At 71.1% G+C, this 25,780-nt stretch carries 17 protein-coding genes; 13 read left to right on the top strand and 4 right to left on the bottom strand.

Going from position 1 to position 25,780, the window contains the following annotated elements; genetic code table 11:
* Positions 1-66: 66 nt before the first annotated feature.
* Positions 67-1,173, bottom strand: a complete 1,107-nt coding sequence (locus ACGFY9_RS31390) for a serine hydrolase domain-containing protein (RefSeq protein ID WP_393759750.1) — start codon at positions 1,171-1,173, stop codon at positions 67-69.
* Positions 1,174-1,343: 170 nt separating this feature from the next.
* Between ACGFY9_RS31390 and ACGFY9_RS31385 the strand changes: the two genes are divergently transcribed.
* The 7 genes from ACGFY9_RS31385 to ACGFY9_RS31355 all read left to right on the top strand — a co-directional run bounded on the left by ACGFY9_RS31385 (position 1,344) and on the right by ACGFY9_RS31355 (position 13,386).
* Complete coding sequence (locus tag ACGFY9_RS31385) at positions 1,344-3,845, top strand: serine/threonine-protein kinase (protein WP_393760020.1); 2,502 nt, start codon at positions 1,344-1,346, stop codon at positions 3,843-3,845.
* Positions 3,846-4,009: 164 nt separating this feature from the next.
* Positions 4,010-7,276: a protein kinase gene (locus tag ACGFY9_RS31380; RefSeq protein ID WP_393759748.1), complete on the top strand. Its 3,267-nt coding sequence runs from the start codon at positions 4,010-4,012 to the stop codon at positions 7,274-7,276.
* A 157-nt stretch (positions 7,277-7,433) separates the two neighbouring features.
* Positions 7,434-9,110: a serine/threonine-protein kinase gene (locus ACGFY9_RS31375; protein WP_393759746.1), complete on the top strand. Its 1,677-nt coding sequence runs from the start codon at positions 7,434-7,436 to the stop codon at positions 9,108-9,110.
* Positions 9,111-9,139: 29 nt separating this feature from the next.
* A complete protein-coding gene (locus tag ACGFY9_RS31370) occupies positions 9,140-10,819 on the top strand; it encodes a serine/threonine-protein kinase (protein ID WP_393759744.1) in 1,680 nt (559 codons plus the stop codon).
* A 92-nt stretch (positions 10,820-10,911) separates the two neighbouring features.
* Positions 10,912-12,564 (top strand): serine/threonine-protein kinase, encoded by a 1,653-nt coding sequence (locus ACGFY9_RS31365; protein WP_393759742.1) that lies wholly within the window; start codon positions 10,912-10,914, stop codon positions 12,562-12,564.
* A 109-nt stretch (positions 12,565-12,673) separates the two neighbouring features.
* Positions 12,674-12,916, top strand: a complete 243-nt coding sequence (locus ACGFY9_RS31360; RefSeq protein ID WP_393759740.1) for a hypothetical protein — start codon at positions 12,674-12,676, stop codon at positions 12,914-12,916.
* 110 nt (positions 12,917-13,026) lie between these two features.
* On the top strand, positions 13,027-13,386 hold the full coding sequence (locus ACGFY9_RS31355) for a hypothetical protein (RefSeq protein ID WP_393759738.1): 360 nt from the start codon (positions 13,027-13,029) through the stop codon (positions 13,384-13,386).
* On the opposite strand, the gene ACGFY9_RS31350 is transcribed toward ACGFY9_RS31355, so the two are convergent.
* Complete coding sequence (locus ACGFY9_RS31350; protein WP_393759737.1) at positions 13,387-14,280, bottom strand: AraC family transcriptional regulator; 894 nt, start codon at positions 14,278-14,280, stop codon at positions 13,387-13,389. It abuts the gene before it with no gap.
* A gap of 102 nt (positions 14,281-14,382) precedes the next feature.
* Here ACGFY9_RS31350 and ACGFY9_RS31345 point away from each other — a divergent pair, with 102 nt between their 5' ends.
* The 4 genes from ACGFY9_RS31345 (at position 14,383) to ACGFY9_RS31330 (ending at position 20,469) form a co-directional block, all read left to right on the top strand.
* Positions 14,383-15,276 (top strand): MBL fold metallo-hydrolase, encoded by an 894-nt coding sequence (locus tag ACGFY9_RS31345; RefSeq protein ID WP_393759735.1) that lies wholly within the window; start codon positions 14,383-14,385, stop codon positions 15,274-15,276.
* A gap of 44 nt (positions 15,277-15,320) precedes the next feature.
* Positions 15,321-16,823 (top strand): serine/threonine-protein kinase, encoded by a 1,503-nt coding sequence (locus ACGFY9_RS31340; RefSeq protein WP_393759733.1) that lies wholly within the window; start codon positions 15,321-15,323, stop codon positions 16,821-16,823.
* A gap of 159 nt (positions 16,824-16,982) precedes the next feature.
* On the top strand, positions 16,983-18,614 hold the full coding sequence (locus ACGFY9_RS31335; RefSeq protein ID WP_393759731.1) for a succinic semialdehyde dehydrogenase: 1,632 nt from the start codon (positions 16,983-16,985) through the stop codon (positions 18,612-18,614).
* 76 nt (positions 18,615-18,690) lie between these two features.
* Entirely contained in the window at positions 18,691-20,469 is a 1,779-nt protein-coding gene (locus tag ACGFY9_RS31330) for a GMC oxidoreductase (protein WP_393759729.1), read from the top strand.
* Positions 20,470-20,559: 90 nt separating this feature from the next.
* On the opposite strand, the gene ACGFY9_RS31325 is transcribed toward ACGFY9_RS31330, so the two are convergent.
* Entirely contained in the window at positions 20,560-21,570 is a 1,011-nt protein-coding gene (locus ACGFY9_RS31325) for an LAETG motif-containing sortase-dependent surface protein (RefSeq protein ID WP_393759727.1), read from the bottom strand.
* A gap of 212 nt (positions 21,571-21,782) precedes the next feature.
* On the opposite strand from ACGFY9_RS31325, the gene ACGFY9_RS31320 reads away from it, so the two are divergent.
* Positions 21,783-22,952, top strand: a complete 1,170-nt coding sequence (locus tag ACGFY9_RS31320; RefSeq protein ID WP_393759725.1) for a hypothetical protein — start codon at positions 21,783-21,785, stop codon at positions 22,950-22,952.
* Between the two features lie 659 nt (positions 22,953-23,611).
* On the opposite strand, the gene ACGFY9_RS31315 is transcribed toward ACGFY9_RS31320, so the two are convergent.
* On the bottom strand, positions 23,612-23,869 hold the full coding sequence (locus ACGFY9_RS31315) for a chorismate mutase (RefSeq protein WP_393759723.1): 258 nt from the start codon (positions 23,867-23,869) through the stop codon (positions 23,612-23,614).
* Positions 23,870-24,175: 306 nt separating this feature from the next.
* On the opposite strand from ACGFY9_RS31315, the gene guaA reads away from it, so the two are divergent.
* Positions 24,176-25,780: a glutamine-hydrolyzing GMP synthase gene (gene guaA / locus ACGFY9_RS31310; RefSeq protein WP_393759721.1), complete on the top strand. Its 1,605-nt coding sequence runs from the start codon at positions 24,176-24,178 to the stop codon at positions 25,778-25,780.

Raw genomic sequence — 25,780 nt, 5'->3', positions numbered from 1 at the left:
AGGCCACCGCCGGCTTCACTCGAACGAGTGTCGCGAACTGGGATCTTTGTCCGGAACCCGGCCGTTCTACGAGGTGCGGGGGCAGAACTCGGCGGCGAGCAGGGCCGGTTCGAGACCGGGGTCCGCTATCTCGCTCGTGTTCACACGGAAGGTGAGGACACGACGGCCGTCGACGGTGGCTGCGGTGCGCACGTAGCTGCCCGAGATACGGCCGTTGTGCCCCCACACCGTGATGCCGCACGGAAGCTTCACCGGGAACAGGCCCATGCCGTACGAGCCGTGTGCGGTACGGGTGTCGAGCATCTCGCGCAGCCAGTGCGGGGGCAGTAGCGCGCCGCCGAGCAGGGCCGAGTAGAAGCGGTCGAGGTCGGTGAGCGTGGTCACCAGCTCGCCCGCGGCGCCGGCCACCCGCGGGTCGAGATCGGTGACGTCGGAGCCGTCGGTCGCGTAGGCGCGGCCGTGCGGCGAGGGAAGAGTGGTGCGGGAGCCCGGGAAGGAGGTGCCCGTCAGACTCAGCGGAGCGATGATGCGGCGCTCGGCCTCGGTGGCGTACGAGTAGCCGGTGACCTGTCGGATCACCAGGCCGAGCAGCACGTAGTTGGTGTTCGAGTAGGAGAAGCGGCCTCGATCGGCCGGAGGGTGGGTGACTGCTGTACGGATGGCCTGAGTTGGGGAGACGGGGACCGTGCCCCCGGTGACCGCGGTGAAGTCGTACAGACCGCTGGTGTGGGTGAGCAGGGAACGGAGGGTCAGCGCGCGCCCGTCGTTGCCCGCTCCGTGTACCAGACCGGGCAGGTGCTGCTCCACGGTGTCGGACAGGGACAGCCGGTGTTCGGCGGCCAGTTGGAGGATCACCGTCGCGATGAAGGTCTTCGTGACGCTGCCGGCGCGGAAGTGGTCGGCGCGGCTGATGCCTGTTCCGGCCTGTGTGTACTCCGTCGTACCGAGTGCGTAGTCGGACTCGGCCTGGGCGATGTCCGTCCCGGTCGGTGCGGTGTCAACGCCCGTGCTGTCGTGGGCCAGTAGGGCCGCGGCGGGCGCCCTGCCCCGGGTGACCAGCAGTCTGACCAGGGCGTTCGTATCCGGTGCCGGGTGGGCCTGGGAGGCGGCCGTGGACAGGCAGAGGAGCGCCAGGGACACCGGGACGGCGAGCAGTGTCCGAGGTGTGGGCATCGTGATCCTCCGTTCTCACCGGTCATCCTGCCCGGCTTGGCTGTGTGACCTGCGGCGGATATGCGACCGGATGTGCCGCCGGTGCGCGGGGAGAGGCCCCCTGGGCGTTGGGCACTTGTTCGGTAGGGGACAATGGAGGCTCTGTCAGGGCGGGTTGCATGAGGGGACGCATGTCGGAGGCGGAGCGGGCGGGGACATCCCGTCAGGACAAGAGCGAACGTCTCCTCGCCGGGCGGTACCGGTTGGGAGCAGTGCTCGGCCGCGGAGGCATGGGCACGGTGTGGCGTGCCGAGGACGAAACCCTGGGCCGGACGGTCGCCGTCAAGGAGCTGCGGTTCCCGTCCAGCATCGACGAGGACGAGAAACGCCGGCTGATCACGCGGACTTTGCGCGAGGCCAAGGCCATCGCACGGATCCGCAACACCAGCGCGGTGACGGTCTACGACGTCGTCGACGAGGACGACCGGCCGTGGATCGTCATGGAGTTGGTCGAGGGCAAGTCGCTCGCCGAGGCCATCCGGGAGGACGGCCTGCTGGAGCCGCGGCGTGCCGCGGAGGTCGGGCTCGCGATACTCGACGTCCTGCGGTCCGCGCACCGCGAGGGCATCCTGCACCGCGACGTGAAGCCGTCGAACGTGCTGATCGCCGAGGACGGCCGGGTCGTGCTCACCGACTTCGGCATCGCGCAGGTCGAGGGCGACCCGTCGATCACCTCCACCGGCATGCTCGTCGGCGCGCCCTCCTACATCTCCCCGGAGCGGGCCCGCGGGCACAAGCCGGGTCCGGCGGCCGACCTGTGGTCGCTCGGCGGGTTGCTGTACGCGGCGGTCGAGGGCGCACCGCCGTACGACAAGGGTTCCGCGATCGCCACGCTCACCGCGGTGATGACGGAGCCGTTGGAGGAGCCGAAGAACGCCGGGCCGCTGAAGGACGTCATCTACGGCCTGCTGAACAAGGACCCGGCCCAGCGTCTCGACGACGCGGGTGCCCGGGCGATGCTCAACGCGGTGATCCACGCGCCCGAGCCGAAGGCCGAGCCGGAGCCGGCGTTGGACGCGACGAGGGTGGTTCCGTTGCCGGCGCAGCCGGGGCCCGCGGAGTCCGGCGGCAAGAAGAGCGGTGGCGGGAGCGGGAGTTCGGGTCCCTCGGCGGGGGCCGAGCGGTTGCGTGGGGCGTTGCGGTCCATGCGGAAGGCCGCGGCGGGTTCTGCGGGCGCCGGGGCGGCCACGACTTCGGCGGCCGCGGGTTCTGCTACGAGTCCGGGTGCGGGGGCGGGTCCGGCTACGGGTTCGGGTTCTGGGGCTGCTTCAACTCCCGTTGCTGGTAAGCCGGGTGGCTCGGGTGCGGGTGCGGCTGTCGGGGCTGGTTCGGCCGGCGTTGCCGGTACCTCGGGCAAGAGTGGCTCCGGTGCTGCTGGGAGCGCCGGCTCCGGTGGGGCGAAGAGCGCGGCTGCCAGCGGGAGTTCAGGGTCTGCCGCTGCCGGGCCTCGGACGCCTGGGGTGCCTTCGGCTCGGTCGGGAGGTGCTTCTGGTCCGGCGCCGCGTTCCGGGACGGCTGCCGGTTCGGGAACCGCGGCCGGCGCCGGCACTGGCGCTGCGGCTGGGTCCGGCGCTGTGGCCGGCTCGGCGGCGAAGGGTGGTGCGTCGGACTCGGGTACGCGTGACTCGGGCGCACGTGACTCGGGTGCTCGTGACCCCGGTACGCGTGAGCTGGGTGTGCAGTCGTCCGGGCTGCGGGAGATGGGACTGCGGGACTCCGGTACCCGGGACTCCGGTACTCGCGATCTGGGTGCCGCGACGCACGAGTCGAGCACTCGGTCGGCCAACTCGGGTTCGGGCGGGCGGAGTTCAGGGTGGCCCGTGATGACGCCGCCCGATCTGCCGCCGCGGCCGGTGCCGAGGGCGCCGCTCACGGACGTGGTGCCGAAGCGGACGTTGGTGATCATCGCGGTCGTCATCGTCCTCGCGGTGATCGGGGTCGTGCTGGCGTTCACGCTCGGTGGCGATGACGACGACTCCAAGGGGTCGAAGCACAGCAGCGGTGCCAAGGCGGACAGCAGTGTCAGTGCGAGTGCGAGTGCGAGCACCGGCACCAAGAAGGACAGCGGCGACACCGGGAGCACGGGCGGTGCGCAGACCGACTCCACGGCCACGGCATCGGCTTCGGGGAGTACGGCGAGTTCGGGTACGGGCGCGTCCGGCGGGAGCGGTGACGAGGCGGACGGCTCCTCGGGCGGCGCCGCGGTCGTGAAGACGTACAAGGGCAGCCAGGGTTTCTCGATAGGCCTGCCCGCCGGGTGGTCGTACCAGTCGACCGACTCCGCCGGAGTCCGGCTGGCCGGCCCCGACGGGCAGAAGCTGCTGATCGCCTGGACCAGTACGCCGAAGGGCAATCCGGTGGCGGACTGGCAGAACCAGGAGCAGTACATGACGCGCTCCGGGTACACGCGGATCCGAATAGAGAAGGTGGACTACCGGAGCTGGAACACGGCCGACTGGGAGTTCACCTATGAGGACGGTGGGACGAAGTACCGCACCATCGACCGCGGGTTCGTCGTCAACAGTCATCTCGGATATGCGCTCATGTACACCGCGAAGGCGGCCAATTGGGGTACTGAGCTTCGTAAGGACACCTGGACGACCCTGACGAAGACGTTCGAACCGAAGGCGTGAGGCGGGTGGGTCCGGGTTTGGCGCGCCAGATCCGTCAACCCCTCTTTGTGGGTTGCCTCCGGCACGTATCGTGAGTGGTTGAGGACCGTACGCATCCAGGTATGTGGGCGGAACGGGCCGCAAGGCGAACGGAATTGACCAACCGGGCGGCCGGGGGAGGCAACGTGGACGACTATGCGGGTCGGGTGCTGGCCGACCGCTACCGCCTGCCGCTGCCGCCCTCCGACGAGTACGAACTCACCGAGTCCCGGGCCTTCGACACCTACAGCGGGCAGGAAGTCCTGGTACGCCAGGTGCCGTTGCCGGAGGTCGTCGAGGCGGAGGTGCTCGGCGAGGACGGGCTGCCCGACGGGTTCACGGCGCGCGACCGCGGGGCGCGGCGGCCGGCTGCGGCGCGGACCGCGACGCGGCGGCCCTCCGATCCGGCGGTACGGCGTGCGGTCGAGGCCGCGCAGGCCGCGGCGCGGATCCCCGACCATCCCCGGCTGGACCAGGTCTTCGACGTGTTCGCCGAGGGCGGTTCGCTGTGGATAGTGAGCGAGCTGGTGTCCGCCCAGCCGTTGTCCGCACTGCTCGTCGAGAAGCCGTTGTCGCCGTACCGGGCGGCCGAGGTCGCCTCCGACGTGCTGATGGCGCTGCGGGTCCTGCACGCGCACGGCTGGGTCCACCGCAACATCACCGCGCGCACGGTGCTCGTCTGCGACGACGGCCGCGTCATGCTGACCGGCCTCGCGGTGGGCGCGGCCGAGGAGGCACTGTGCGGCTACGACCCGGTGCCGCCCGAGGATGGCGAGGACAGCGGAGGCGGTGGCGGAGCGGCACCGGTACCGGCGAGTTTCAGGGCTCAGGCCGGCTCCGTGCCGCGCGCGGGTTCTACGGCCCCGGGCGGCTCCCTGCCTCCGGCAGGCTCGACGGCGCCGGCCGTTCCCAGGGCTTCCGGCGGTTCTGCGGTCCCTGCGGTCTCAGGTAACTCCCGTGGCGGCGGCGCGATCGGCTTCGGCGGCGCGGCTGGCGGAACCGGCGCGGGTACGGCAGCCGTAAGCCCCGGTGCGGTGGACCCCGAGGCCGCCCGGCGGGCCGCGATCGAGGCGCGGGCCGCCGGAGGGCTGCCCGGAGTCGGCGCGGAGGGCGGTGGCGCGACCGCGTCCTCCGCCGCGCTGGCCCGCCGTGACGCGGAAGTCGGCGGTGACGTCCGGGCCGCGCGGGCCGGGGCGATCGCCGCGTACCGGGCGGGTGCGCGAGCCGCTGCCCGGGTCCAGGAGACCCAGCAGCCGGGGCGCCCGGCACTCCCCGGTGCCCGGCCCGCGGTCGAGGGCGAGCACGGCACCGCCCAGTCCAACGGTTCGGCCCAACTGCCGTACTCCGGCGGCAACGGCGTGGAGCAGCACCCGGCCGGCACCACACCCCCGGGCCAGATAGCCGACCCCTACGGCGTCCGCAACACCGCCTGGCACGGCGCCACACCGCGCCCCGGCACCGGCGGCCCGACCCCGGCCACACAGGGCGACCGACCGTACCCTCCGCAGGACGGCGGCGCCGGTGCACCGTCCCCCGGGGAAACAGGCACGTTCCCCGCCGCGACCGCTCCGGCCGGCGACGGAGAGTCCCGCCCCTATGGCGCGGGCCCCTCGGCGCACGGCCCGGACGCTCCGGCCTACGGCGCCCGTCCCTACGATGCGGACGTCCGGGCGCGCGAGGGAGAGGCCCGTCCCTATGGCGCGGGCGCCTCGGCGCACGGCCCGGACGCTCCGGCCTACGGCGCCCGTCCCTACGATGCGGACGTCCGGGCGCGCGAGGGAGAGGCCCGTCCCTACGGCGCGGGCGCCTCGGCGCACGGCCCGGGTGCCCCCGCTCGCGGTGTCGGCGCCCGCCCCCACGGTGCGGATCCCTCGGCCCACGGCCGCGATGCTGGTTCCCACGGCACGGATGCGTCGGCCTCCGGCGCGGACACCGCGTCCTACGGCACCGACCCCTCAGCCCCCCGCGCAGAACACTCCACCTACGGCGCCCTCACCCCCGCCGCCGGTCAGGCTGCCGCGCCCTCCACCGGTAATCCCCGCCTCGACGGTCCCGTTCCACCCGGAGCCGCCGCCTCCGGCAACTCCCCTCGCCCTCCTGCCCGTTGGGACGAGTTGGCCTCCGCCGGTGCGCCGGCTCGCCGGGGTCCCGCCACCGCGCTGGCCGCCGAGCGCGCGCGGCAGGTGCGGATGACGGTCGTGGGGCCGGTGACCGAGCGCTGGGCGCCCGAGCAGGCCGTACCGGTGCATGAGAACTGGCAGTTGGCCGCGCCGATCGGGCCCGCGACCGACCTGTGGGCGCTCGGGGCGCTGCTCTTCCGGGCCGTGCAGGGGCATGCACCCTATCCCGAAGAGGCGACCGCCGAGCTGGTGCAGCTCGTGTGTGCGGAGCCGCCTGCCTTCGCCGAGGAGTGCGGGCCGCTCAGGCCGGTCGTGGAGTCCCTGTTGCGGCAGGACCCCACCGAGCGGCTCGACTTCGAGGAACTGCGGGGCTGGCTGCGGTCGTTGGTGCGTTCGGCGCCCGAGCCCGAGGCCGGTACGCATGTCGTCGCCACCCCGCCGACCGACCCTCGGCGGCTGCCGATCGTGCGGCGGCGCGGCGAGTTGGTGCGCAGGCGGCGGGCCGGGCTGCCCGCGACCAGTCCGCACGGCCGGCACAAGCGGGCCAAGGAGGAGATCGGCGGGTCACCGCGGCGGTTGGGGCGGACCCTGCTGATCCTCATCTTCCTGTTGCTGGCTGGCGCGGTCGCGTACGCCATGCTCTTCATGCCCAGGTCCGGGGAGAACACCGGGGCAGGGCAAGGGGATCGGACCGGTGCCGCCGGGGAGGTCAGCACGGCGCCCACTCAGTCCTCGGCCGGGGCCAGCAGTCAGCCGCAGCCCGATCAGACCTCGCCCAGTGACCACAACAGCCCTTCCAACTCCGCCAGTTCGACCGAGACGCAGACGGACCCGAACGTCGCCGACGGGTTCGTGCTGCGCAAGGACCCCGAAGGGTTCCGGATCGCGGTGGCGAAAGGGTGGACCCGGACGCCCAAGAACGGGAGCGGTCAAGTCGTCTACTCCCACGGCGACTTCGAGCTGATCGTCGTAGCGGGACGGGACAGCGCCACGACGGACGGCAGCGACCCGATGGTCTACCAGCGGGACAAGGAGGCCGAGTTGCAGCCGTACCGCAACTCCAGCTGGGCCACCGCGACCGGGCTGCGGACCATCACGGTGGGCGGAAAGACCATGGCCGAGGGGCAGTTCACCTGGACGGACAGCCAGGGGGGCGACCTGTTCGTGCGCAACATGGCGTTCCTCATCGACGGGCGATACCACATCGTGCAGGTACGCGGCCCGGAGGCTCAACGCGACGAAGTGACAACGCTGTACGAGCAGGCGTCGTCGACCTACCAGTACACCGGGTGACCTGCGGAGGCGGCGCGCCGAGGCCCGCTGGTTCCCGTTCGGTCGCAGAAGCGACAACCGTCACAGTGCGGTCTCCGTGGTACCCCGCTGGTTCCCTGGACGAGGCCCTGTCCTTACGCTGACCCTGTCAAGAGCATTGCGGGGAAACGTGAATCAGATGCAGGGCCTGCTTCTCGCGGGGCGCTATCGGCTCGCCGAATCGATCGGCAGCGGCGGCATGGGCCGGGTGTGGCGTGCCCACGACGAGGTACTGCACCGGACCGTCGCCATCAAGGAGTTGACGGCCGCGCTCTACGTGTCCGAGAGCGACCAGCCGAGGCTGCTGGCGCGCACCCGCGCCGAGGCGCGCGCCGCCGCGCGGATCAACCACTCCGCCGTCGTCACCGTGCACGACGTACTCGAACACGACGGCCGCCCGTGGATCGTCATGGAACTCGTCGAGGGCAACTCCCTTGCCGACGAGGTCAAGGAGAAGGGCCGGATCGAGCCCGCCGAGGCCGCGCGCATCGGCGTATGGGTGCTGCGCGCCCTGCGCGCCGCGCACGCCGCCGGTGTCCTGCACCGTGACGTCAAGCCCGGCAACGTGCTGCTCGGGCAGGACGGGCGGGTGCTGCTCACCGACTTCGGCATCGCGCAGATCGAGGGCGACTCGACCATCACGCGCACGGGAGAGGTCGTAGGCTCTGTCGACTACCTCGCCCCCGAGCGCGTCCGCGGCGCCGACCCCGGACCGTCCTCCGACCTGTGGGCGCTGGGCGCCACGCTCTTCACGGCGGTCGAGGGCCGTTCGCCCTTCCGCCGCACCTCGCCGCTGTCCACCATGCAGGCCGTCGTCGAGGAGGAGGCCGGCGAACCGCGGTACGCCGGTGCGCTCGCGCCCGTCATCGCCGCGCTGCTGAACAAGGACCCCGCGCTGCGGCCCGACGCGGACCAGGCCGAGCAGATGCTCGCGGAGGCCGCCGAGGGGCGGCGGCCGCGGGCGGCGGAGGAGTGGCTGCCGACGCAGCAAGTGGGCTCGCGGCAGGGCGGGTTGGCGGCGGACTTCAACTCGGGCTCGGCGGCGACGCCGTACCCGTCGGCGACCGGCGGCCCGCATCCGTACCCGTCGGCGACCGGGCCGACCCACCACACGCCGCTCGTCGCCAGTACGACACTCGCGCCCGCGGCCGCTCCGCCGAAGCGGCGCCGGCTCCGTTCGGTCGCCCTGGTCGTCGTCGCCGCCGCGCTCGTCGGCGGCGGTGCGGCGCTGGGGCTGCAGAAGTGGCACCAGGACAGCCAGCAGGACGGCGGCCCGTCCGCCTCCGTCTCGCACAGCCCCACGGCGACCGGCGCCACGCCGTCGTCCCCGGCGCAGGGCTCCCTGCCCGCCAACTGGGAGGTCCACCACGACCCTTGGGGCTTCGACGTCTCCCTCCCCAAGGGCTGGAAGCGGAAGGTCTACGGCGACGCCGACGGCATCAAGCAGGTCGACTACACGCCCGACAACGGCAAGCACTTCGTCCGCATAGCCATCGACACCTCACCGGACTTCCCCACCGCGTACGACCACCAGCTGGACCTGGAAGTGCAGCTCCAGAAGCTGGTCGCCTACCAGCGGGTGACCCTGGAGGCGAACACCTACCGCGACCGTCCGGGCTCCCTGTGGGACTACACGTGGACCGCGCTGGCGAAGGACACCCCCTTCCCGGGACCCCGGCGCGCCATCGAGGAGACGTACATGTCCCGTGACGGCGTCGAGTACGCGATCTACATGTCGTCCCCCGCCGCCGACTGGGCCCGGACGAGCACGCAGTTCAAGACGGTCCTGCAGAGCTGGAGTCCCAACTCGGGCTGACCGCTTGCGGTTGCGTCATGATGGTGCGCATGGGGACCGAGGGGGACAACACCCGGGTGATCGCCGGGCGTTACCGACTGGAGAAGCGGCTCGGGCGCGGTGGCATGGGCGTCGTGTGGCGGGCGACCGACCAACTCCTGGGCCGGCAGGTCGCGGTGAAGGAGATCGCCCAGGACGACACCCTCTCCGAGGAGGAGGCCCGCCAGCAGCGCGACCGCACCCTGCGCGAGGCGCGGGCGGTCGCGCAGCTGCGGCACCCGCACATCATCGTCGTGCACGACGTCGTCGAGCAGGACGAACGGCCGTACATCGTCATGGAGTTGATCGACGGCGGCTCGCTCGCCGAGCGGATCTCCGCCCGCGGCCCCGTCGACGCCGCCGAGGCCGCGCGGATCGGGATCGCCCTCCTCGGCGCGCTGCGCACGGCGCACGCGGCGGGTGTCCTGCACCGGGACATCAAACCGGCCAACGTCCTGCTGCAGACCGCCACCGACGAGGCCGACTCCGAGCGGGTCGTGCTGACCGACTTCGGTATCGCCCAGGTCGCGGGCGCCACGACACTCACCGAGAGCGGCGCGTTCGTCGGCTCGCCCGAGTACACCGCGCCGGAACGGATGTCGGGTGTGCGGACCGGTCCCGCGTCCGACCTGTGGTCGCTGGGCGCGCTGCTGTGCACGGTGCTGAGCGGTGAATCGCCGTTCCGCCGCGACTCGTTGGGCGGCATCCTGCACGCGGTCGTCGTCGACGAGATCCGCCCGCCGGAGCAGGCCCGGCCGCTGCTGCCCGTCGTCCTGGGACTGCTCGAACGCGATCCGGAACGGCGGCTGGAGGCGGCGGAGGCGGAGCGGATGCTGCGGGCCTTCCTGGACACCGGGCGGACGCCCGAGGCGTCGACGGGGCGGCATCCGAAGGTGACATCCGGCCATGCGGTGAAGCCGGCACCCGGGTACACGCCGACCCAACGGGACGTTCCCCGAGGGAACTTGGTGCCTCCGCCGTCACCATCGCCGTCCCCGCCCACCCCTTCCTCCACGGCCGAGCAGGCTCCTCGGCGTTCCCCGCGGGGTGTGCTGGTGGCCGCGTTGCTGGTCGCGGCGATGGCGGGGGCCGGGGTGTCGGCGGCGGCGCTGTTGATGCGGGGGGACGACGGGGGCGGGGGTAACGGCGGTGCCCTGCCGGCGAGTTCGGCGCCGTTGACCTCCACGAGTGCCGGTACGCCGTCACCGTCCCCCACACCCACACCCTCAGCCACCGCCAACACCCCCACCGCGCCCTCCGGTTACCGCGTCGCCCACGACCCCGACGGCTTCTCCCTCGCCGTACCGGAGGACTTCGTGCGCGTGCCGCAGGGTGAGCGCATCTTCTACATGTCGCCGGGGGAGACCTTCCGGCTCGGCGTCAAGATGTCCGACCCCGAACAGGGCGGCCCGCTCGCGGTGATGAAGAGCGAGGCGGCCAACGGGGCGGACACGAACCCCGGTTACCACGACGGCAAGGTCACCGACACCACGCACTACGGACACCCCGCCGCGCTCTGGGAGTTCAGCTGGAACGGCTTCAGCACGGCGGAGGGACCCCGGCACACCTACGACATGTGCTGGGAGGAGAACGGCCGGATGTACGACGTGTGGGTGTCGGCGCCGGTCGGGAAGGTGCGGGAGGCGAAGGAGTACTTCGACGTCGCGCTGGACACGTTCGTACGCACATAAACGGGAGATAAGCCGCGGCCTCGGTCACGGCTCTGTGACCGGAAAGCGCCAGAGGTGGATGTGGTGGCGTCCGGCGAGATATGGATGGACGTATGAGCAGCAACGGGGGAGCCGGACACGGAGGCGACGAGCCGACGAGTTTCGCCCTGCAACCGCCGAACCCGCGCATGGCCGTGCCGACGCCGGTACCGCACCCGGACAACCCGTACGCGATGCCCGGCTCGTCGCCCGCCCCGCAGCCGGACCCCGGCACCGGACGGCTCATAGCCGGGCGGTACCGGTTGCTCGGCAAGCTCGGGCACGGCGGCATGGGCACGGTGTGGCGCGCCAAGGACGAGACGGTGGACCGCGAGGTCGCCGTGAAGGAGCCCCGCGTCCCGGACCACCTTCCCGAACGCGAACGCGCCAACGCCTTCGAGCGGATGCGCCGCGAGGCACGCGCGGCGGCACGGCTCGACCACCCGGCTGTCGTGAACGTGCATGACGTGGCCGTCGTCGACGGTCAGCCGTGGATCGTGATGGAGCTGGTGACCGGCCGCTCGCTGGGCGACGCGTTGCAGGAGGGCACCCTCGACGCGCGCGACGCGGCCCGGATCGGCCTCCAGGTGCTGGGCGCGCTGGAAGCGGCACACGCGGAGGGCGTCCTGCACCGCGATGTGAAGCCGGACAACGTCCTGCTGGGCCGCCACGACCGCGTCGTCCTGACCGACTTCGGCATCGCGCAGATCGAGGGCGAGACGAACCTGACGGACACCGGCGGGTTCGTCGGTTCGCCCGAATACATCGCGCCGGAACGGGTGTTGGGCCAGCGTCCCGGCCCCGCCTCCGACCTGTGGTCCCTCGGCGTGGTCCTGTACGCGGCGACGGAGGGCGTCTCGCCGTTCCGCCGCAGCAACACCCCCGCCACTCTCCAGTCGGTCCTCAACTCCGCGCCCGCGCCGCCGACTTCGGCCCCGGGCCCGCTCGCCGACCTCATCACCGCCCTCCTCGCCAAGGACGCGGCGAGCCGCCCGAACGCGTCCCAGGTGCGCGCCGCGCTGGAGTCGGTGGCCAACCCGCCGGCACCGGTCCCCACACAGGAGGTGCGGTACGTCGAACGCCCCGGATCCGGAAGGGGATTCCGTCCAGGTCGCAAGACGTGGTTCGGCCTCGGTGCGGTGGTCGTGGCAGCGGCGGTGACGGCGTACCTGCTGATCGGGAACCCGTTCGCCGGATCGCGGACGCTCCCGTCCGGCTGGAAGAAGCACCACGAGACGGACGTGGCGGCGACGCTCGCGGTTCCCGCCAAGTACAGGCGCGATGTGCCCGACCGTAAGACCGACAAGGGCCACTGGGTCACGTACACGGACCTGAGCGGGACCATCCAGATCGGCCTGCTCCTCGACCGGAAGTCCGAGGACGCCCTCCACGAGATCAAGGACTCGGCCGCCGCCCAGATGTACGACGACAACGGAGACTTCAAGGAGAGCGGCAGCTCCGAACTCGACATGGCGAGGGGCGGGAAGACCAGACCGAAGCCCACCGGGACCTATCGGGGCAGGCCCGCCGCCATGAACACGATCGCCTACGACACCGAGGACAGCCAGGAGGCCCTCCCCTGGGAGGTGCAGATCCTCTACTACAAGACCACCGCCGGCAACATGTACCGCCTCACGATCAGCTACCCCGGCGACGGCGACTTCACGGCCCGCGGCCGCGAGGTGGCGAAGGCGGCGATCGCGAACCTGGACGTCGACACGCTGTGAGCGGCGGTGCGCAAATGCGTTGTCAGTGGCGGTAGTTAAAGTCATCCTCCTCTCTACCGGACCTTGGGAGGAGCTTGATCGTGGGGACGTCCACTGGAGACGCACCGGGGTGACCGAAGCGCCGCAGGCTCCGGTCGTCTCGTCGCAGGAGTATCCGGACGAGAGCAACCTGCATGACGGGGTGGGCAGTTACGGCACCTTCGTCATCGACTCGGCGTCCGACGACGTGGTGTCGTACCGCTACGAGCTGTCGGGCGGCGTGCCGCAGACCCTCATGGCGGCCGAGCCCGGCGCCCCGGTCTCCCGGTGGGACCCGCACGGCCCCCACCGGGACGGACTGTCTGGCCGGTGAGATCGGCGAGGTCCACACCTATGCCGGAGCACTGGATCAGACACGGCTCGCGATGCTGAGATCGGGCGGCACGGACGTCTGACCGGGCGCCGGGAGTCGGGGAGGTGGCGGTGCGGTCGCAGCGGGAGGACACGGCGGGTCAGGAAGACCCGGCGCTCCTGAGCGTGCGCGCGCTCAGCGATCGCGGTCTGCCGCAGGACGTGATCGACGTGCGCGCGGCCTGCCGCCACCACTCCGTGATCGAGCTGGAGCAGCTGGCGCTCGGGGCCGACGGCCCGGACTTCGACCTCTTCGGTCTGCGCGACCGGCTGGAGAGCGTCGTCTGGGTGAGCGACGAGGAGTTCGCGGCACACGGGCTCGACGCGGCGGAGATCGTGGAACTGCGGCACTGGGCCCTGGACTGGGAGTCCGACCTCGGCCTGCGGCTCGCGGAGGAGTACGACGACGGCCCGGACGGGGAGGGCGGGTAGCTACGAACTCCCAGCCGACACCCGGTACTTGCCCGGAGTCACCCCGAACTCCCGGCTGAACGCGTGCGACAGGGCGTACGGGCTGCCGTACCCTGCCTCCCGCGCCACCGCCGCCAACGAGGCATCCGTGTCCCGCAGTCGCGTCGCGGCCAACGTCAGCCGCCACCACGTCAGATACGCCATCGGCGCCCGCCCCACCAGCGCGGTGAACCGGCGGGCCAGCGTCGCCCGGGACACACCCGCCGCCGCGGCCAGCCGGTCGTTGGTCCAAGGGGCGGCCGGGTCCGAGTGCAGGGCCCGGAGCGCTGCCGTGGTCACCGGGTCGTTCAGCACCGACGGCCAACTGCCCGTCTCCGCCTCGGACATCCACGCCCGCACCATGTAGATGAGCAGGAGATCCAGCAGACTCGGGAGCGCCAGACAGGCCCCCGGCCGCCGTTCGCCGAGTTCGTTCGCCAACAGGTCCACGGCCGACCGCAGTTCGGGATGACGGCCGACCCGGTTCGGCAGATGGACCACCTCCGGCAGCTCCGCCATCAGCGGATGCGTCCGGCTCCGGTCCAGCCGGTACTTCCCGCACAGCAACTCGACCGCACGCCCGTCACCGGCCGGCCGCCGCATCTCCTCGAACGGCACCGCACGCGCCGTGTCCCCGGGCGAGTCCGCCAGCACGTGTCCCGCACCGTGCGGCAGCAGCACGACGTCCCCCGCGCCCAGCGGCACCGGCTCACCGCCCGTGTCGGGCACCAGCCAGCAGCCGCCCGCGAGCACGACATGGAACCCGGCACCCTCGTACGGCGCGAGCCGCGTGCACCAACTGCCGCTCACCCGAAGGCGGTTGGAGGAGGGCCGCCCGGTCCGTACGGCGGAGATCGCGTCGCTCACCACATCCATGGGACCAGGTTACGCCGGGGGAGCAGTGGTGAGATATCCGCGCATCGACATGAGTCATTCACGCATTGAGACGCTCATCTCGCCCTCCCTATGCTTGTCCTCATGACTGAGGACAACACACAGACCCTGACCATCGGTGACGTCGAAGTCGTCCGCGTCGTCGAGTGGGCGCGGCCCTACGCCCCCGCCCGCACCCTCGTCCCGGACCTGCCGCCGGAGGTGTGGCAGGAAAACCGCGAGACGCTCGCCCCCGACCATTGGGACCCCGAAACCGACCGCGCCGTCGTGGCCCTCCAGACCTGGGTGGTGCGCAGCGCCGGGCGGACCGTGCTCGTGGACACCGGAGTCGGCAACGGGCGGGAACGGCCCGGCAATCCGCTGTTCCACATGAGCCAGGGCGACCTCCCGGGGCGCCTGGCGCGGGCCGGTGTACGGCCGGAGGACGTCGACGTCGTCGTCAACACCCACATCCACGGCGACCACGTCGGCTGGAACACCCATGACGTGGACGGGAGTTGGGAGCCGCTGTTCCCCAACGCGTGCTACCTCCTCCCCGCTGCCGACGACTTCCACTTCGGGCCCGACAACAACTACGGCGGTGCGGTACGGCCCGACGACCGCCTGATCTACGAGGACAGCGTCGCGCCCGTGCACCGCGCCGGGTTGGCGACCCTGTGGGACGGCAGGTACCGCGTCGACGAGCAGCTGACGTTGGAGTCCGCGCCGGGACACACGCCCGGTTCGTCCGTCCTGCGGGTGGCCTCCGGCGGTGAACGGGCCGTGTTCGTCGGGGACTTGCTGCACAGCCCCGTCCAGATCCCGCACCCCGAGTGCAGCAGCTGCTTCTGCCTCGATCCCCGGCAGGCCGCGAGGAGCCGCCAGCGCGTGCTCGAACGGGCGGCGGACGAAGGGGAGTTGGTGATTCCGGCGCACTTCGGCGGTACCGGGGTCGCGGAGGTGCGGCGGATGGGCGACACGCTGGTACTCGGGAAGTAGGACGCGCGTCGACAAGGCCGTATCCGGCACGGTACTGATGGGGCATGAGCGAAGTCGGCGAACAGGTGCGCGACGGACGTCTGGTCGGTGGTCGCTACCGGCTGCTCGAACGGATCGGCTCCGGCGGCATGGGCACCGTATGGCGGGCGTTCGACGAACTCGTGGACCGCGAAGTCGCCGTCAAGCAACCGCGGTTGCCCGGCGACCCGGAGGACGAGGCGTTCCAGCGCGCCGCCCACCGGCTCTACCGCGAGGCCCGCGCGGCAGCCCGGGTCGACCATCCCTCCGCCGTCGCCATCCACGATGTCGTCATCGAGGACGAACTCCCGTGGATCGTCATGGAGTTGGTGCGCGGCGAGTCCCTCCACGAACGGCTCGGGCGCGGCCCCCTCGCCCCCGCCGACGCCGCCCGCATCGGCCGCGCCGTCCTCGGCGCCCTGTGCGCCGCCCACGCCGTCGGGATCGTGCACCGGGACGTCAAACCCGCCAATGTCCTGCTCGGCCCGCACGACCGCGTCGTCCTCACCGACTTCGGCATCGCGCACATCCAGGGCGAGGAATCCCTCACCGCCAGCGGGGAGTTCGTCGGCTCGCTCGAATTCATCGCCCCCGAGCGCATGTCGGGAACGGGCGCGGGACCGGCCTCCGACCTGTGGTCCCTGGGCGTCCTGCTGTACGCGGCCGTCGAAGGGGCATCTCCCTTTCGGCGTACGACTGTCGAGTCCACCCTTGGCGCGATCCTCGCCGGCGATCCGCCCGAACCGACCCGCGCGGGGCCTCTCGGACCGCTGGTCCTACGGCTGTTGGAGCGGGACCCGGAGGCGCGGCCGGGGGCGGAGGAGGTCGGCGCGGTACTGGACGCCGTGGCCGAGGGGAAGGACATACCGGAGCCGCCGATCGCCCTCCAGGACGCGGTGCCCGACGTGGAGGCCGTTGCAGCCGCGACCGCCGCCGACGCCGTAGCGCAAGCCGAGTCGGCCCCCGATCCCGCACCCACGCCCAAGCCCCGGCTCAAGTCCCGCCGCCCACGCCGCTCCCTTCTCATCGCGCTCGGGGTGCTCCTCCTGGCGGGTCTGGTTCTCGGCACGTTCGTCGAGAGTGTCCTCGACAAGGACTCCTGGACCGCTCACCGGAGGGAAGGCATGGGCGCGGTCCTCTCCCTCCCGTCCCAGTACCGGCTTCTCCAGGCGCGGGCGACATCCGGCAGCCGTACCGTCACCTACGGCACCGGCGCCCTCCGCGTCCGCCTCACCGAATGGGACAAGGCCGTTGGCGCGCCCCTCGCCGAAGCCCGGTCCTGGGCCGAAGCCACGTCCGACCCCCAGTACACCCGCACCAGCTTCCGCGGGAACAAGGACGCGATCCTGGCCGACACCACCTACGAACAGTCCGGCGTCCCCACGCGCGCCATGGCCCTGATCGTCCGCACCGCAGACCACCGCATGTACCAGCTGCGCGTGGACATGCCCAAGGGCACCCCGGACGAGAAGAAGGGCACCGCGCTCTTCAAGGGCGCCCGCGACCGGCTCGCGCTCACGGAAAAGTGATCCGGTGGCGGTCCGGTGGCGATCCGGGGGTGATCATCCCCGTACAACGCCCTGATCAGCGTGTTCGTTGCCAGTGATCGCTGGCGTCGTGTGAGTACTCGGTGAATCCCGATTACCGACGGGTACCCAAACCCTCCGCACCGGCATACCCTGCCGCACATGACGGACTCGCAGGCCCCGGAAAAGACCGGTACGGAAACGACGACCGGCACGAACCCCCTCGCGCCGGCCCCCACAGGCGCCCGTACCGCCGCCGATGTGGTCACCCCGGAGCTGGTCGCCCAGCTCACGAAGGGTGTGGTCGGCTCCGGCCGGACCGCCAACCACTCGCCGTTCACCGGTGAGAAGCTCGCCGATCTGCCCGAGTCCACGCCCGAGGACGTGGCGAAGGCCTTCGACGCGGCCCGTGCCGCCCAGGCCCTGTGGGCACAGACGCCGGTACGGCAGCGCGCGGCGGTCCTGCTCCGTTTCCACGACCTGGTGCTCGCCCGGCAGGCCGAGGTCCTCGATCTGATCCAGCTGGAGACCGGCAAGGCGCGGCTGCACGCGCACGAGGAGGTGCAGGCCGTCGCCGTCGCGGCCCGCCACTACGGCCGCAGGGCCCCCGCCTACCTCAAGCCGAAGCGGCACACCGGCGCCGTCCCGACCCTCACCAAGGTCACCGAACTCCGCCACCCGCGCGGGGTAGTTGGGCAGATCGCCCCCTGGAACTACCCGTTCGAACTCTCCGTCGGCGACGCGCTCCCGGCCTTCGCGGCGGGCAACGCGGTGGTCATGAAGCCGGACACGGAAACGTGCCTCACCGCCCTCTGGGCCCGCGACCTCCTCATCGAGGCGGGCCTGCCGGCCGACGTCTTCCAGGTCGTCCTCGGCGAGGGCCCGGTCGTCGGCCCCGAGGTCGTCAAGCACGCCGACTACGTCTCCTTCACCGGCTCGACCCGCACAGGCCGCGAGGTCGCGCAGGGCGCCGCCGCCCGCCTGATCGGCGTCTCCCTCGAACTCGGCGGCAAGAACGCCATGGTGGTCCTGGAGGACGCCGACATCGAGAAGGCGGCGGCGGGCGCGGTCCGCGCCTGCTTCTCCTCCGCCGGTCAACTCTGCGTCTCCATCGAGCGGTTGTACGTCCACGAGTCGATCGCCGACACCTTCCTGGAACGCTTCGCCGCCCGCACCAAGGCGATGCGCCTCGGCACGTCCCTCGCGTACGGCGCGGACATGGGATCGCTCGCGGGGGAACGGCAGTTGGAGTCGGTGACCCGGCACGTGGAGGAGGCGGTCGCCAAGGGCGCGAAGGTACTGGCAGGCGGAGTGGCCCGCCCGGACATCGGCCCGTACTTCTTCGAGCCCACCATCCTCGACGGCGTCGAGGCCCCCATGGCCGTCTGCGCCGAGGAGACCTTCGGCCCGGTCGTCTCCGTCTACCGCTTCAAGACGGAGGACGAGGTGGTGAAGGAGGCCAACTCCACCCCGTACGGCCTCAATTCCTCCGTCTGGACGAAGAACGGCAGCCGCGGCCGCGCCGTCGCCGCCCGCCTCCACACCGGCACGGTCAACGTCAACGAGGGCTATGCCTCCGCCTACGGCAGCGTCCAGTCCCCCATGGGCGGCATGAAGGACTCCGGCCTCGGCCGCCGCCACGGCTCCGAAGGCATCCTCAAGTACACCGAGGCCCAGACGATCGCCCAGCAGCGGTTGCTGCCGATGGCGCCTTCACTGGGAATGACGGATGAGGGCTACGCCCAGTTCATGAGCCGCAGTCTCCGGGCGATGAAGGCATTCAGGCTCAGGTGAGCTGCTTTTAAGGGGCGCGGGGAACTGCGCGACCAGCCACAGACGGCCCGCACGCGAAACTCAAAGAGGAGAACCCGTGCCCCAGGACACCTACGACTACGACGTCATAGTCGTCGGCTCAGGCTTCGGCGGTTCAGTAACCGCCCTGCGCCTCACGGAAAAGGGTTACAACGTAGGGGTGTTGGAAGCAGGCCGCCGCTTCACCCCGACGACGCTCCCCAAAAACTCCTGGGACCTCAAGAACTACCTCTGGGCCCCCAAGCTCAACATGTACGGCATCCAACGCATCCACCTCCTCGGCAACGTCATGGTCCTGGCCGGCGCAGGCGTAGGCGGCGGCTCCCTCAACTACGCCAACACCCTCTACGTCCCACCGAAGCCGTTCTTCGAAGACCCCCAGTGGCGCGACATCACCGACTGGGAAGAGGAGTTGACCCCGTACTACGACCAGGCCCGCCGCATGCTGGGCGTACGGCTCAACCCGACGATGACCCCGTCGGACGTCCACCTGAAGGCCGCCGCCCAGCGAATGGGCGTAGGAGACACCTTCCACATGGCCCCCGTCGGCGTCTTCTTCGGCGACGGCAAGGACGCCGAGGGAACAGCGAAGGCGCGCCCCGGCGAACCGGCCGCCGACCCGTACTTCGGCGGCGCGGGCCCGGACCGCAAGGCCTGCACCGAGTGCGGCGAGTGCATGACGGGCTGCCGCCACGGTGCCAAGAACACCCTGAACGAGAACTACCTCTACCTCGCCGAGAAGGCGGGCGCGAAGGTCCACCCGATGACGACGGTCGTGTCGGTCACGGACGACTCGCAGGGCGGCTACGCGATAGCCACCCTGCCCACGGACGCGAGGAAGTCGTCGGAGGGCCGTACCTTCAAGGCCCGCCGGGTCGTCCTCGCCGCCGGCACCTACGGCACCCAGACCCTCCTGCACCGCATGAAGGCGGGCGGGCAACTGCCGTACCTCTCCGAGAAGTTGGGCGAGCTGACCCGCACCAACTCCGAGGCGCTGGTCGGCGCGCAGACGAACAACCGCCGTTACCGCAAGGCGACCGGCACCCGGCAGGTCGACTTCACGCGCGGGGTCGCCATCACGTCCTCGATCCACCCCGACGAGAACACCCACATCGAACCGGTCCGCTACGGCAAGGGCTCCAACTCGATGGGCGGCCTCTCGATCCTCCAAGTCCCGTACGCGGAGGGCTCGTCGAGGGCGCTGGGCTGGCTGGCGAACGCGGCCAGGCACCCCCTCCTGGTCCTGCGTTCGCTCTCCAACCGCCGTTGGTCGGAGCGGACCATCATCGGCCTGGTGATGCAGTCGCTGGACAACTCCCTGACGACGTACCTGAAACCGGACGGCGTGGGGAAAGGCCTGCTGACGGCCCGTCAGGGTCACGGCGCCCCCAACCCCAAGCAGATAAAGGCGGCTTCGGAGGGCGCGGCGGCGATCGCCGCCGAGATCAACGGCTTCGCCGGCTCCAACGTCGGCGAACTCATGGGAACCCCGCTCACCGCCCACTTCCTCGGCGGCTGCCCCATCGGCGCCTCCCGCGAGACCGGCGTGATCGACCCGTACCACCGCCTCTACGGCCACGCCGGCATCTCGGTCGTCGACGGCTCGGCGGTCTCTGCGAACCTCGGCGTCAACCCGTCCCTCACCATCACGGCACAGGCCGAGCGCGCGATGTCGTACTGGCCCAACAAGGGCGAACCCGACCCGCGCCCGGAGCAGGGGCTGTCGTACGAACGACTGAAGCCGGTGGAGCCGCGTCAGCCGGCGGTCCCCGAGGGCGCGTTCGGCGCGCTGAAGCTGCCGTTCCTGGGGATGCCGACGGTGCCACCGAAGTCGTAGACGATCAGGGGCACTTGAGCGGCCGGTACAGACAGAAGGACCTGCGCCCCCCTCCGAGCGCAGGTCCTTCCTCGTGCGACGAGCTACGTGTTACGCGCTCGCCCCGCTCTTGCGCCGACGGACCATGACCACCGCGGCGGCACCCGCGACGACGGCGGCGCCGCCCACGAGGCCGATCACCGGGAGCGCGGAACTGGAGCCGGTCTCGGCGAGGTTGCCGGTCGGGAGGTCGGAGACCTCGCCCTGCGGCTTCTTCACCGAGGTGTCCTTGCCGCCGTCGCCCGGCGTGGCGGTGCCCGGGTCGGGGTTCGTGGAGCCCGCCTTGAGGACCTGGAAGTCGTACTCGGCCCAGCCCTCGGCGATGCAGTCCTGGCCCTTGACGTTGTCGAGGTAGGCGCCGGAACCGAAGGAGTAGGCGTCGCCGGCCGGGGCCTTCGCGCTGATGCTGACGCGCAGGTCGACCGACTTGCTCTTCCCCGACTTCAGCTCGTTGACGTAGAAGAAGTAGTCACCGGCCCACTCGTCGTTGCCGATGCGGTCCCAGGAGCCGGTCTCGGGGTTCTTGAACTCCAGGTCCACGTACGGGCTCAGGAACTTCGACTCGTCGATCTCGAAGTTCTCGACCTCGGCGTAGAAGGCGACGCCGTCGACCGTGGTCTTCGAGTCGTTGGTGACGGTCAGCTTGAAGCCGTGGAAGCCGTCGCCCGCGACGATCTTGCCCGGCAGGCCCTTGATGTCCGCGGACACCTTGGCGTCGGAGAAGTCCTCGTCCAGGTCCTCGCAGAACGGCACGTCCGGGTCGGTCGGCTCCCCGCTCGGCTCGGACGAGGTGGACGGCGTGGCCGACGTGGACGCGCTGTCGCTCGCCGAGGGCGAGGCCGAGTCGCTCGGCAGGGTGCTGCCGGACGGCGAAGCGGAGTCGGAGTCGGACGGCGTCGGGGAGACCGAGTCGGACGGCGTCGCGGAGACGGACTCGCTCGCACTGTCGCTCGGGGTCGGCGACGCGGAGTCCTCCGCGAACGCGGCGGGCGCGGAGAGCAGGGCGAGGGGAGCGATGACGGCCGTCGCGGCCGCCGCGGCCATGGCACGGCGCAGCTTCATGAAGTCCTCAAGAAGTCCGGTGTGCTGCGGCAGCGCAGCACGCTGGGCGGAGGGCGCCGCGTGTGGGGCGCGGGTGTGGCCCTTGGTTATGCAGGTGAGACCCGGGAAACCTGAGAACGGTTGTGCCCATCCTCACAGGATTTTTATGTGGGCTGTGTCACACCCAAGTTCTTCTTGTGAACAGGCTTTCGGAACGTCTAGAACTTGGGGACGTGTCTGACAAGCCTGCCGAGGAACCGTCCTCGATCCCGGAGATCCCCGACGATGTCTGGGAACAGTTCGCCCGCGACACGGAGCGCGACATCCGCGCCTCCGCCCCGAAGGAACCGTCCGCCCGCGCCCGTGAGGTGACCGAGCGGCTGAAGAAGGACGACAGCAGGGCGAAGAGGAAGGGCAAGGGCAAGCGCCAGGAGCCCGAGGGCTGGCGGACCGGTCCCGCCTGGCAGGAGATGAACGGGCGGGCCCGGCGCAGGCGCCGCGCGTGGGCCGTTCTCGGCGTCCCGCTCGCGATAGCCGTCGCCGTGGTCGCGATGAAACCGTCGCTCATCCCCGGCGACCCCTTCGGCGGCAAGGCGGACTCGGACCCCGCGGCGGTGGCCCCGCTCGCGCCGGAGACGGCCGCCCCGACGGCCGCGCCCTCCGCCGTCGACCCCGAAACCCCCACCCTGGACCGGCCGTTCGCCGGTTCACCCGCCCTGAACTGGGCCGACGGCGCGGTCGGCATCGTCCTGCCGAAGGCGAAGGCCGTGGGCGTGTTCTCCAAGGACCGGGTCCAACTCGCCCTGAAACAGGCCGAGATGTTCCTCGTCGACGCCAACCTCGACCCGAAGACGATCGCCGGCGCCCGCCCGGCCGCCGCGCTCGCGGTGCTCGACCCGAAGCAACCGGACATGCTCACCCGGCTGAACACGTCCCTGAGCACCCCGGCCAAGGCCCACGACCCGCTGCTGATGTTCAGCCGCTTCGACCCCAAGCAGGTACGGCTCGTCGGCGACGTCGTGAAGACCCGCGGCCGGATCACCTTCAAGAAGGGCGAGCACTCCGGCGTCGAGATCCACGCCGACTACACCTTCGTCTACCCGGTCGTCCGCACCGACGGCTCCACCGAGGTCACCCGCACCATCGTCCGCCGCGTGCTCGACCTCCAACTCCTCGACCCCGCCCGCTACCAGGTCACCGCCGGCCGGCTCAGCGTCCTCAACTACGACGCGGACTTCGGCAACACGGCCTGCCAGGTCTACGACGGCTACTTCCACCCCGACTTCCCCTCGGCCGAGCCCACGGGAGCGGCACCGACCGGCCCGACGACGGACCCGTACGACCGGAGCAAGGCGCTCGGCGCGGGCGAGGACGAGACGTGCGGGACGGTGTCACGTACCTGACGGCCGTGAGCCGACCGGCTGTGTGCTGACCGGCCGTGAGCTGAACGCCTGTGAGCTGAACGGCTGTGTGCTGATGGGCAGTTGAGGGCAAGCGAAGGGCCCCGCGGGACGGAGCCGCGGGGCCCTTCTCCGTCAGCACCGACGTCAGGGCAGCGCCGGTGCCTGGGAGCGGCGCCGGGGGGTTGCGCCGCTTGTCTCAAGTGCCCTGGGTCGGCGCCCCGGCGCACACGGGGCGCACGCTTGGTCTCGACCTTTGGCAGGGGGACTGTGCACTGCAATGCGGTTGTCTGCTTGGGGACTTGGGGCTCGGAGAAGCCTCAGGGCCCTCTACGCATCGTGCTGGATGGATGCGGCCTCCGCAACCGTTCGATCCGGCTTTGTGCATTTTTGCAGTTTCCGCCGGGCGGCCCCGGGCGTCCCCGGAGCCGACCGTTCTCTTGGGTGACCGGGCTGCTGTCCCCTGCCGTCCGGTCACGACCCTGGAGCGAGGTCCCACGACGCACGGCACGATCCGTACGTCTCATCGCCCCAGCCGAGCCACGCGTGGTTCTTTCGGGCCCGCCCCTGGCTGGCGCGGACACCACCCCCAACGAAGCGGTTCGCGAGGCGGTCACGCGCCGTACGGGTGAGAGCGGCCCCGAACTCAGATACGACCGGCCTCAGATGCGACCCCGGGACAGTTCGAGCAACGTCATCGCGAGGGCCGTTCCCGGCTTGCCGAGCGCGTCGCTGTAGTGGCGGAGGATCTCGTTCTCCCGGCTCAGGCTCACCCGCCGCCCACCGGAGGCGATCCGCGTCTCCTGGACGACGGCGGACACGGCGACCCGTTCCTGGATCAGCCCGATGATCCGGTCGTCGAGCGCGTCGATGCGCTCGCGTGCGTCGGTGATCGTCTGCTCGGGCGTGGTGATGGTCATGCGGGGCTCCTTGTCGGATGCGGACGCGGTACCCCGGGGCGACAGATCCGGGAAAACAACAGGCGCCCCGGACCTGTCGGCCCGGGGCGCCTGGAAAGTCGCTCGTCAGTAACTCAAGCAGCTCGACCATGGCAGCCGGCGGGCCGGTTGCCATAGGTAAAGAGGAAGGTCGGGTGCGTGAGCATGGGGCGAGTATGGCACAGGCCCGGGAGTCTGGGGGCGGAGCCCCCGGGGACGACCAGGTGCCCACCCGAGCCTCGTCACACACGCACGACCAGGTGCCCCACCCGAGCCCCGTTAGAATCGATGACCAGAACCCCGCCCAACCGCCGGAAGGCTACCGTGTCAGCGATCCCCGCCCCCGACACCGTCCTGGTCGTCGACTTCGGCGCGCAGTACGCCCAGCTCATCGCCCGCCGCGTCCGCGAGGCCCGGGTCTACAGCGAGATCGTGCCGAGCACCATGCCGGTAGCGGAGATGCTCGCCAAGAACCCGGCGGCGATCATCCTCTCCGGCGGCCCCTCGTCGGTGTACGCGGAGGGCGCCCCCCGCCTGGACCGCGAACTCTTCGACGCCGGCGTCCCCGTCTTCGGCATGTGCTACGGCTTCCAGCTCATGGCCACGACCCTCGGCGGCACCGTCGACAACACCGGCGCCCGCGAGTACGGCCGTACGGAACTGCACGTCTCCAAGGCGTCCTCCACCCTTTTCGAGGGCACCCCGGACGAGCAGTCGGTGTGGATGTCCCACGGCGACGCCTGCTCCGCCGCCCCCGAGGGCTTCACCGTCACCGCGTCCACGGACGTCGTCCCGGTCGCCGCCTTCGAGAACGACGAGAAGAAGCTCTACGGCGTCCAGTACCACCCCGAGGTCATGCACTCCACGCACGGCCAGCAGGTCCTGGAGCACTTCCTGTACCGGGGCGCGGGCCTCACTCCGGACTGGACCACCGGCAACGTCATCGACGAGCAGGTCGCCGCGATCCGCGAGCAGGTCGGCGACAAGCGCGCGATCTGCGGTCTGTCCGGCGGTGTCGACTCCGCCGTGGCGGCCGCCCTCGTCCAGAAGGCCATCGGCTCTCAGCTGACCTGCGTCTACGTCGACCACGGTCTGATGCGCAAGGGCGAGACCGAGCAGGTCGAGAAGGACTTCGTGGCCGCGACCGGCGTACAGCTGAAGGTCGTGGACGCGGAGGAGCGCTTCCTCACCGCGCTCGCCGGGGTCTCCGACCCGGAGCAGAAGCGGAAGATCATCGGCCGCGAGTTCATCCGCGTCTTCGAGCAGGCGCAGGCCGAGATCATCGCGGACGAGGGCCCCGAGGTCGCGTTCCTGGTGCAGGGCACGCTCTACCCGGACGTCGTCGAGTCCGGCGGCGGCACCGGCACGGCCAACATCAAGTCCCACCACAACGTGGGCGGCCTCCCCGAAGACCTGGAATTCCAGCTCATCGAACCGCTCCGCAAGCTGTTCAAGGACGAGGTCCGGATGGTCGGCCAGGAGCTGGGTCTCCCGGACGAGATCGTCCAGCGCCAGCCCTTCCCGGGCCCCGGCCTCGGCATCCGGATCGTCGGCGAGGTCACCAAGGACCGCCTCGACCTGCTCCGCGAGGCCGACGCGATCACCCGCGAGGAACTGACCGCGGCCGGCCTCGACCGCGACATCTGGCAGTGCCCGGTGGTCCTCCTCGCGGACGTCCGCAGCGTCGGCGTCCAGGGCGACGGCCGCACCTACGGCCACCCGATCGTCCTGCGCCCGGTGTCGAGTGAGGACGCCATGACGGCCGACTGGTCGCGCCTGCCGTACGACGTCCTCGCGAAGATCTCCACCCGCATCACGAACGAGGTCGCCGACGTCAACCGGGTAGTCCTCGACATCACGTCGAAGCCGCCGGGCACCATCGAGTGGGAGTGA

Origin of the sequence: Streptomyces sp. NPDC048504, from assembly GCF_043200035.1 — a bacterium.
GTDB lineage: Bacteria > Actinomycetota > Actinomycetes > Streptomycetales > Streptomycetaceae > Streptomyces.
Note: the sequence above shows the minus strand (reverse complement) of the source record. Positions and strands in the feature narration are given on the sequence as shown.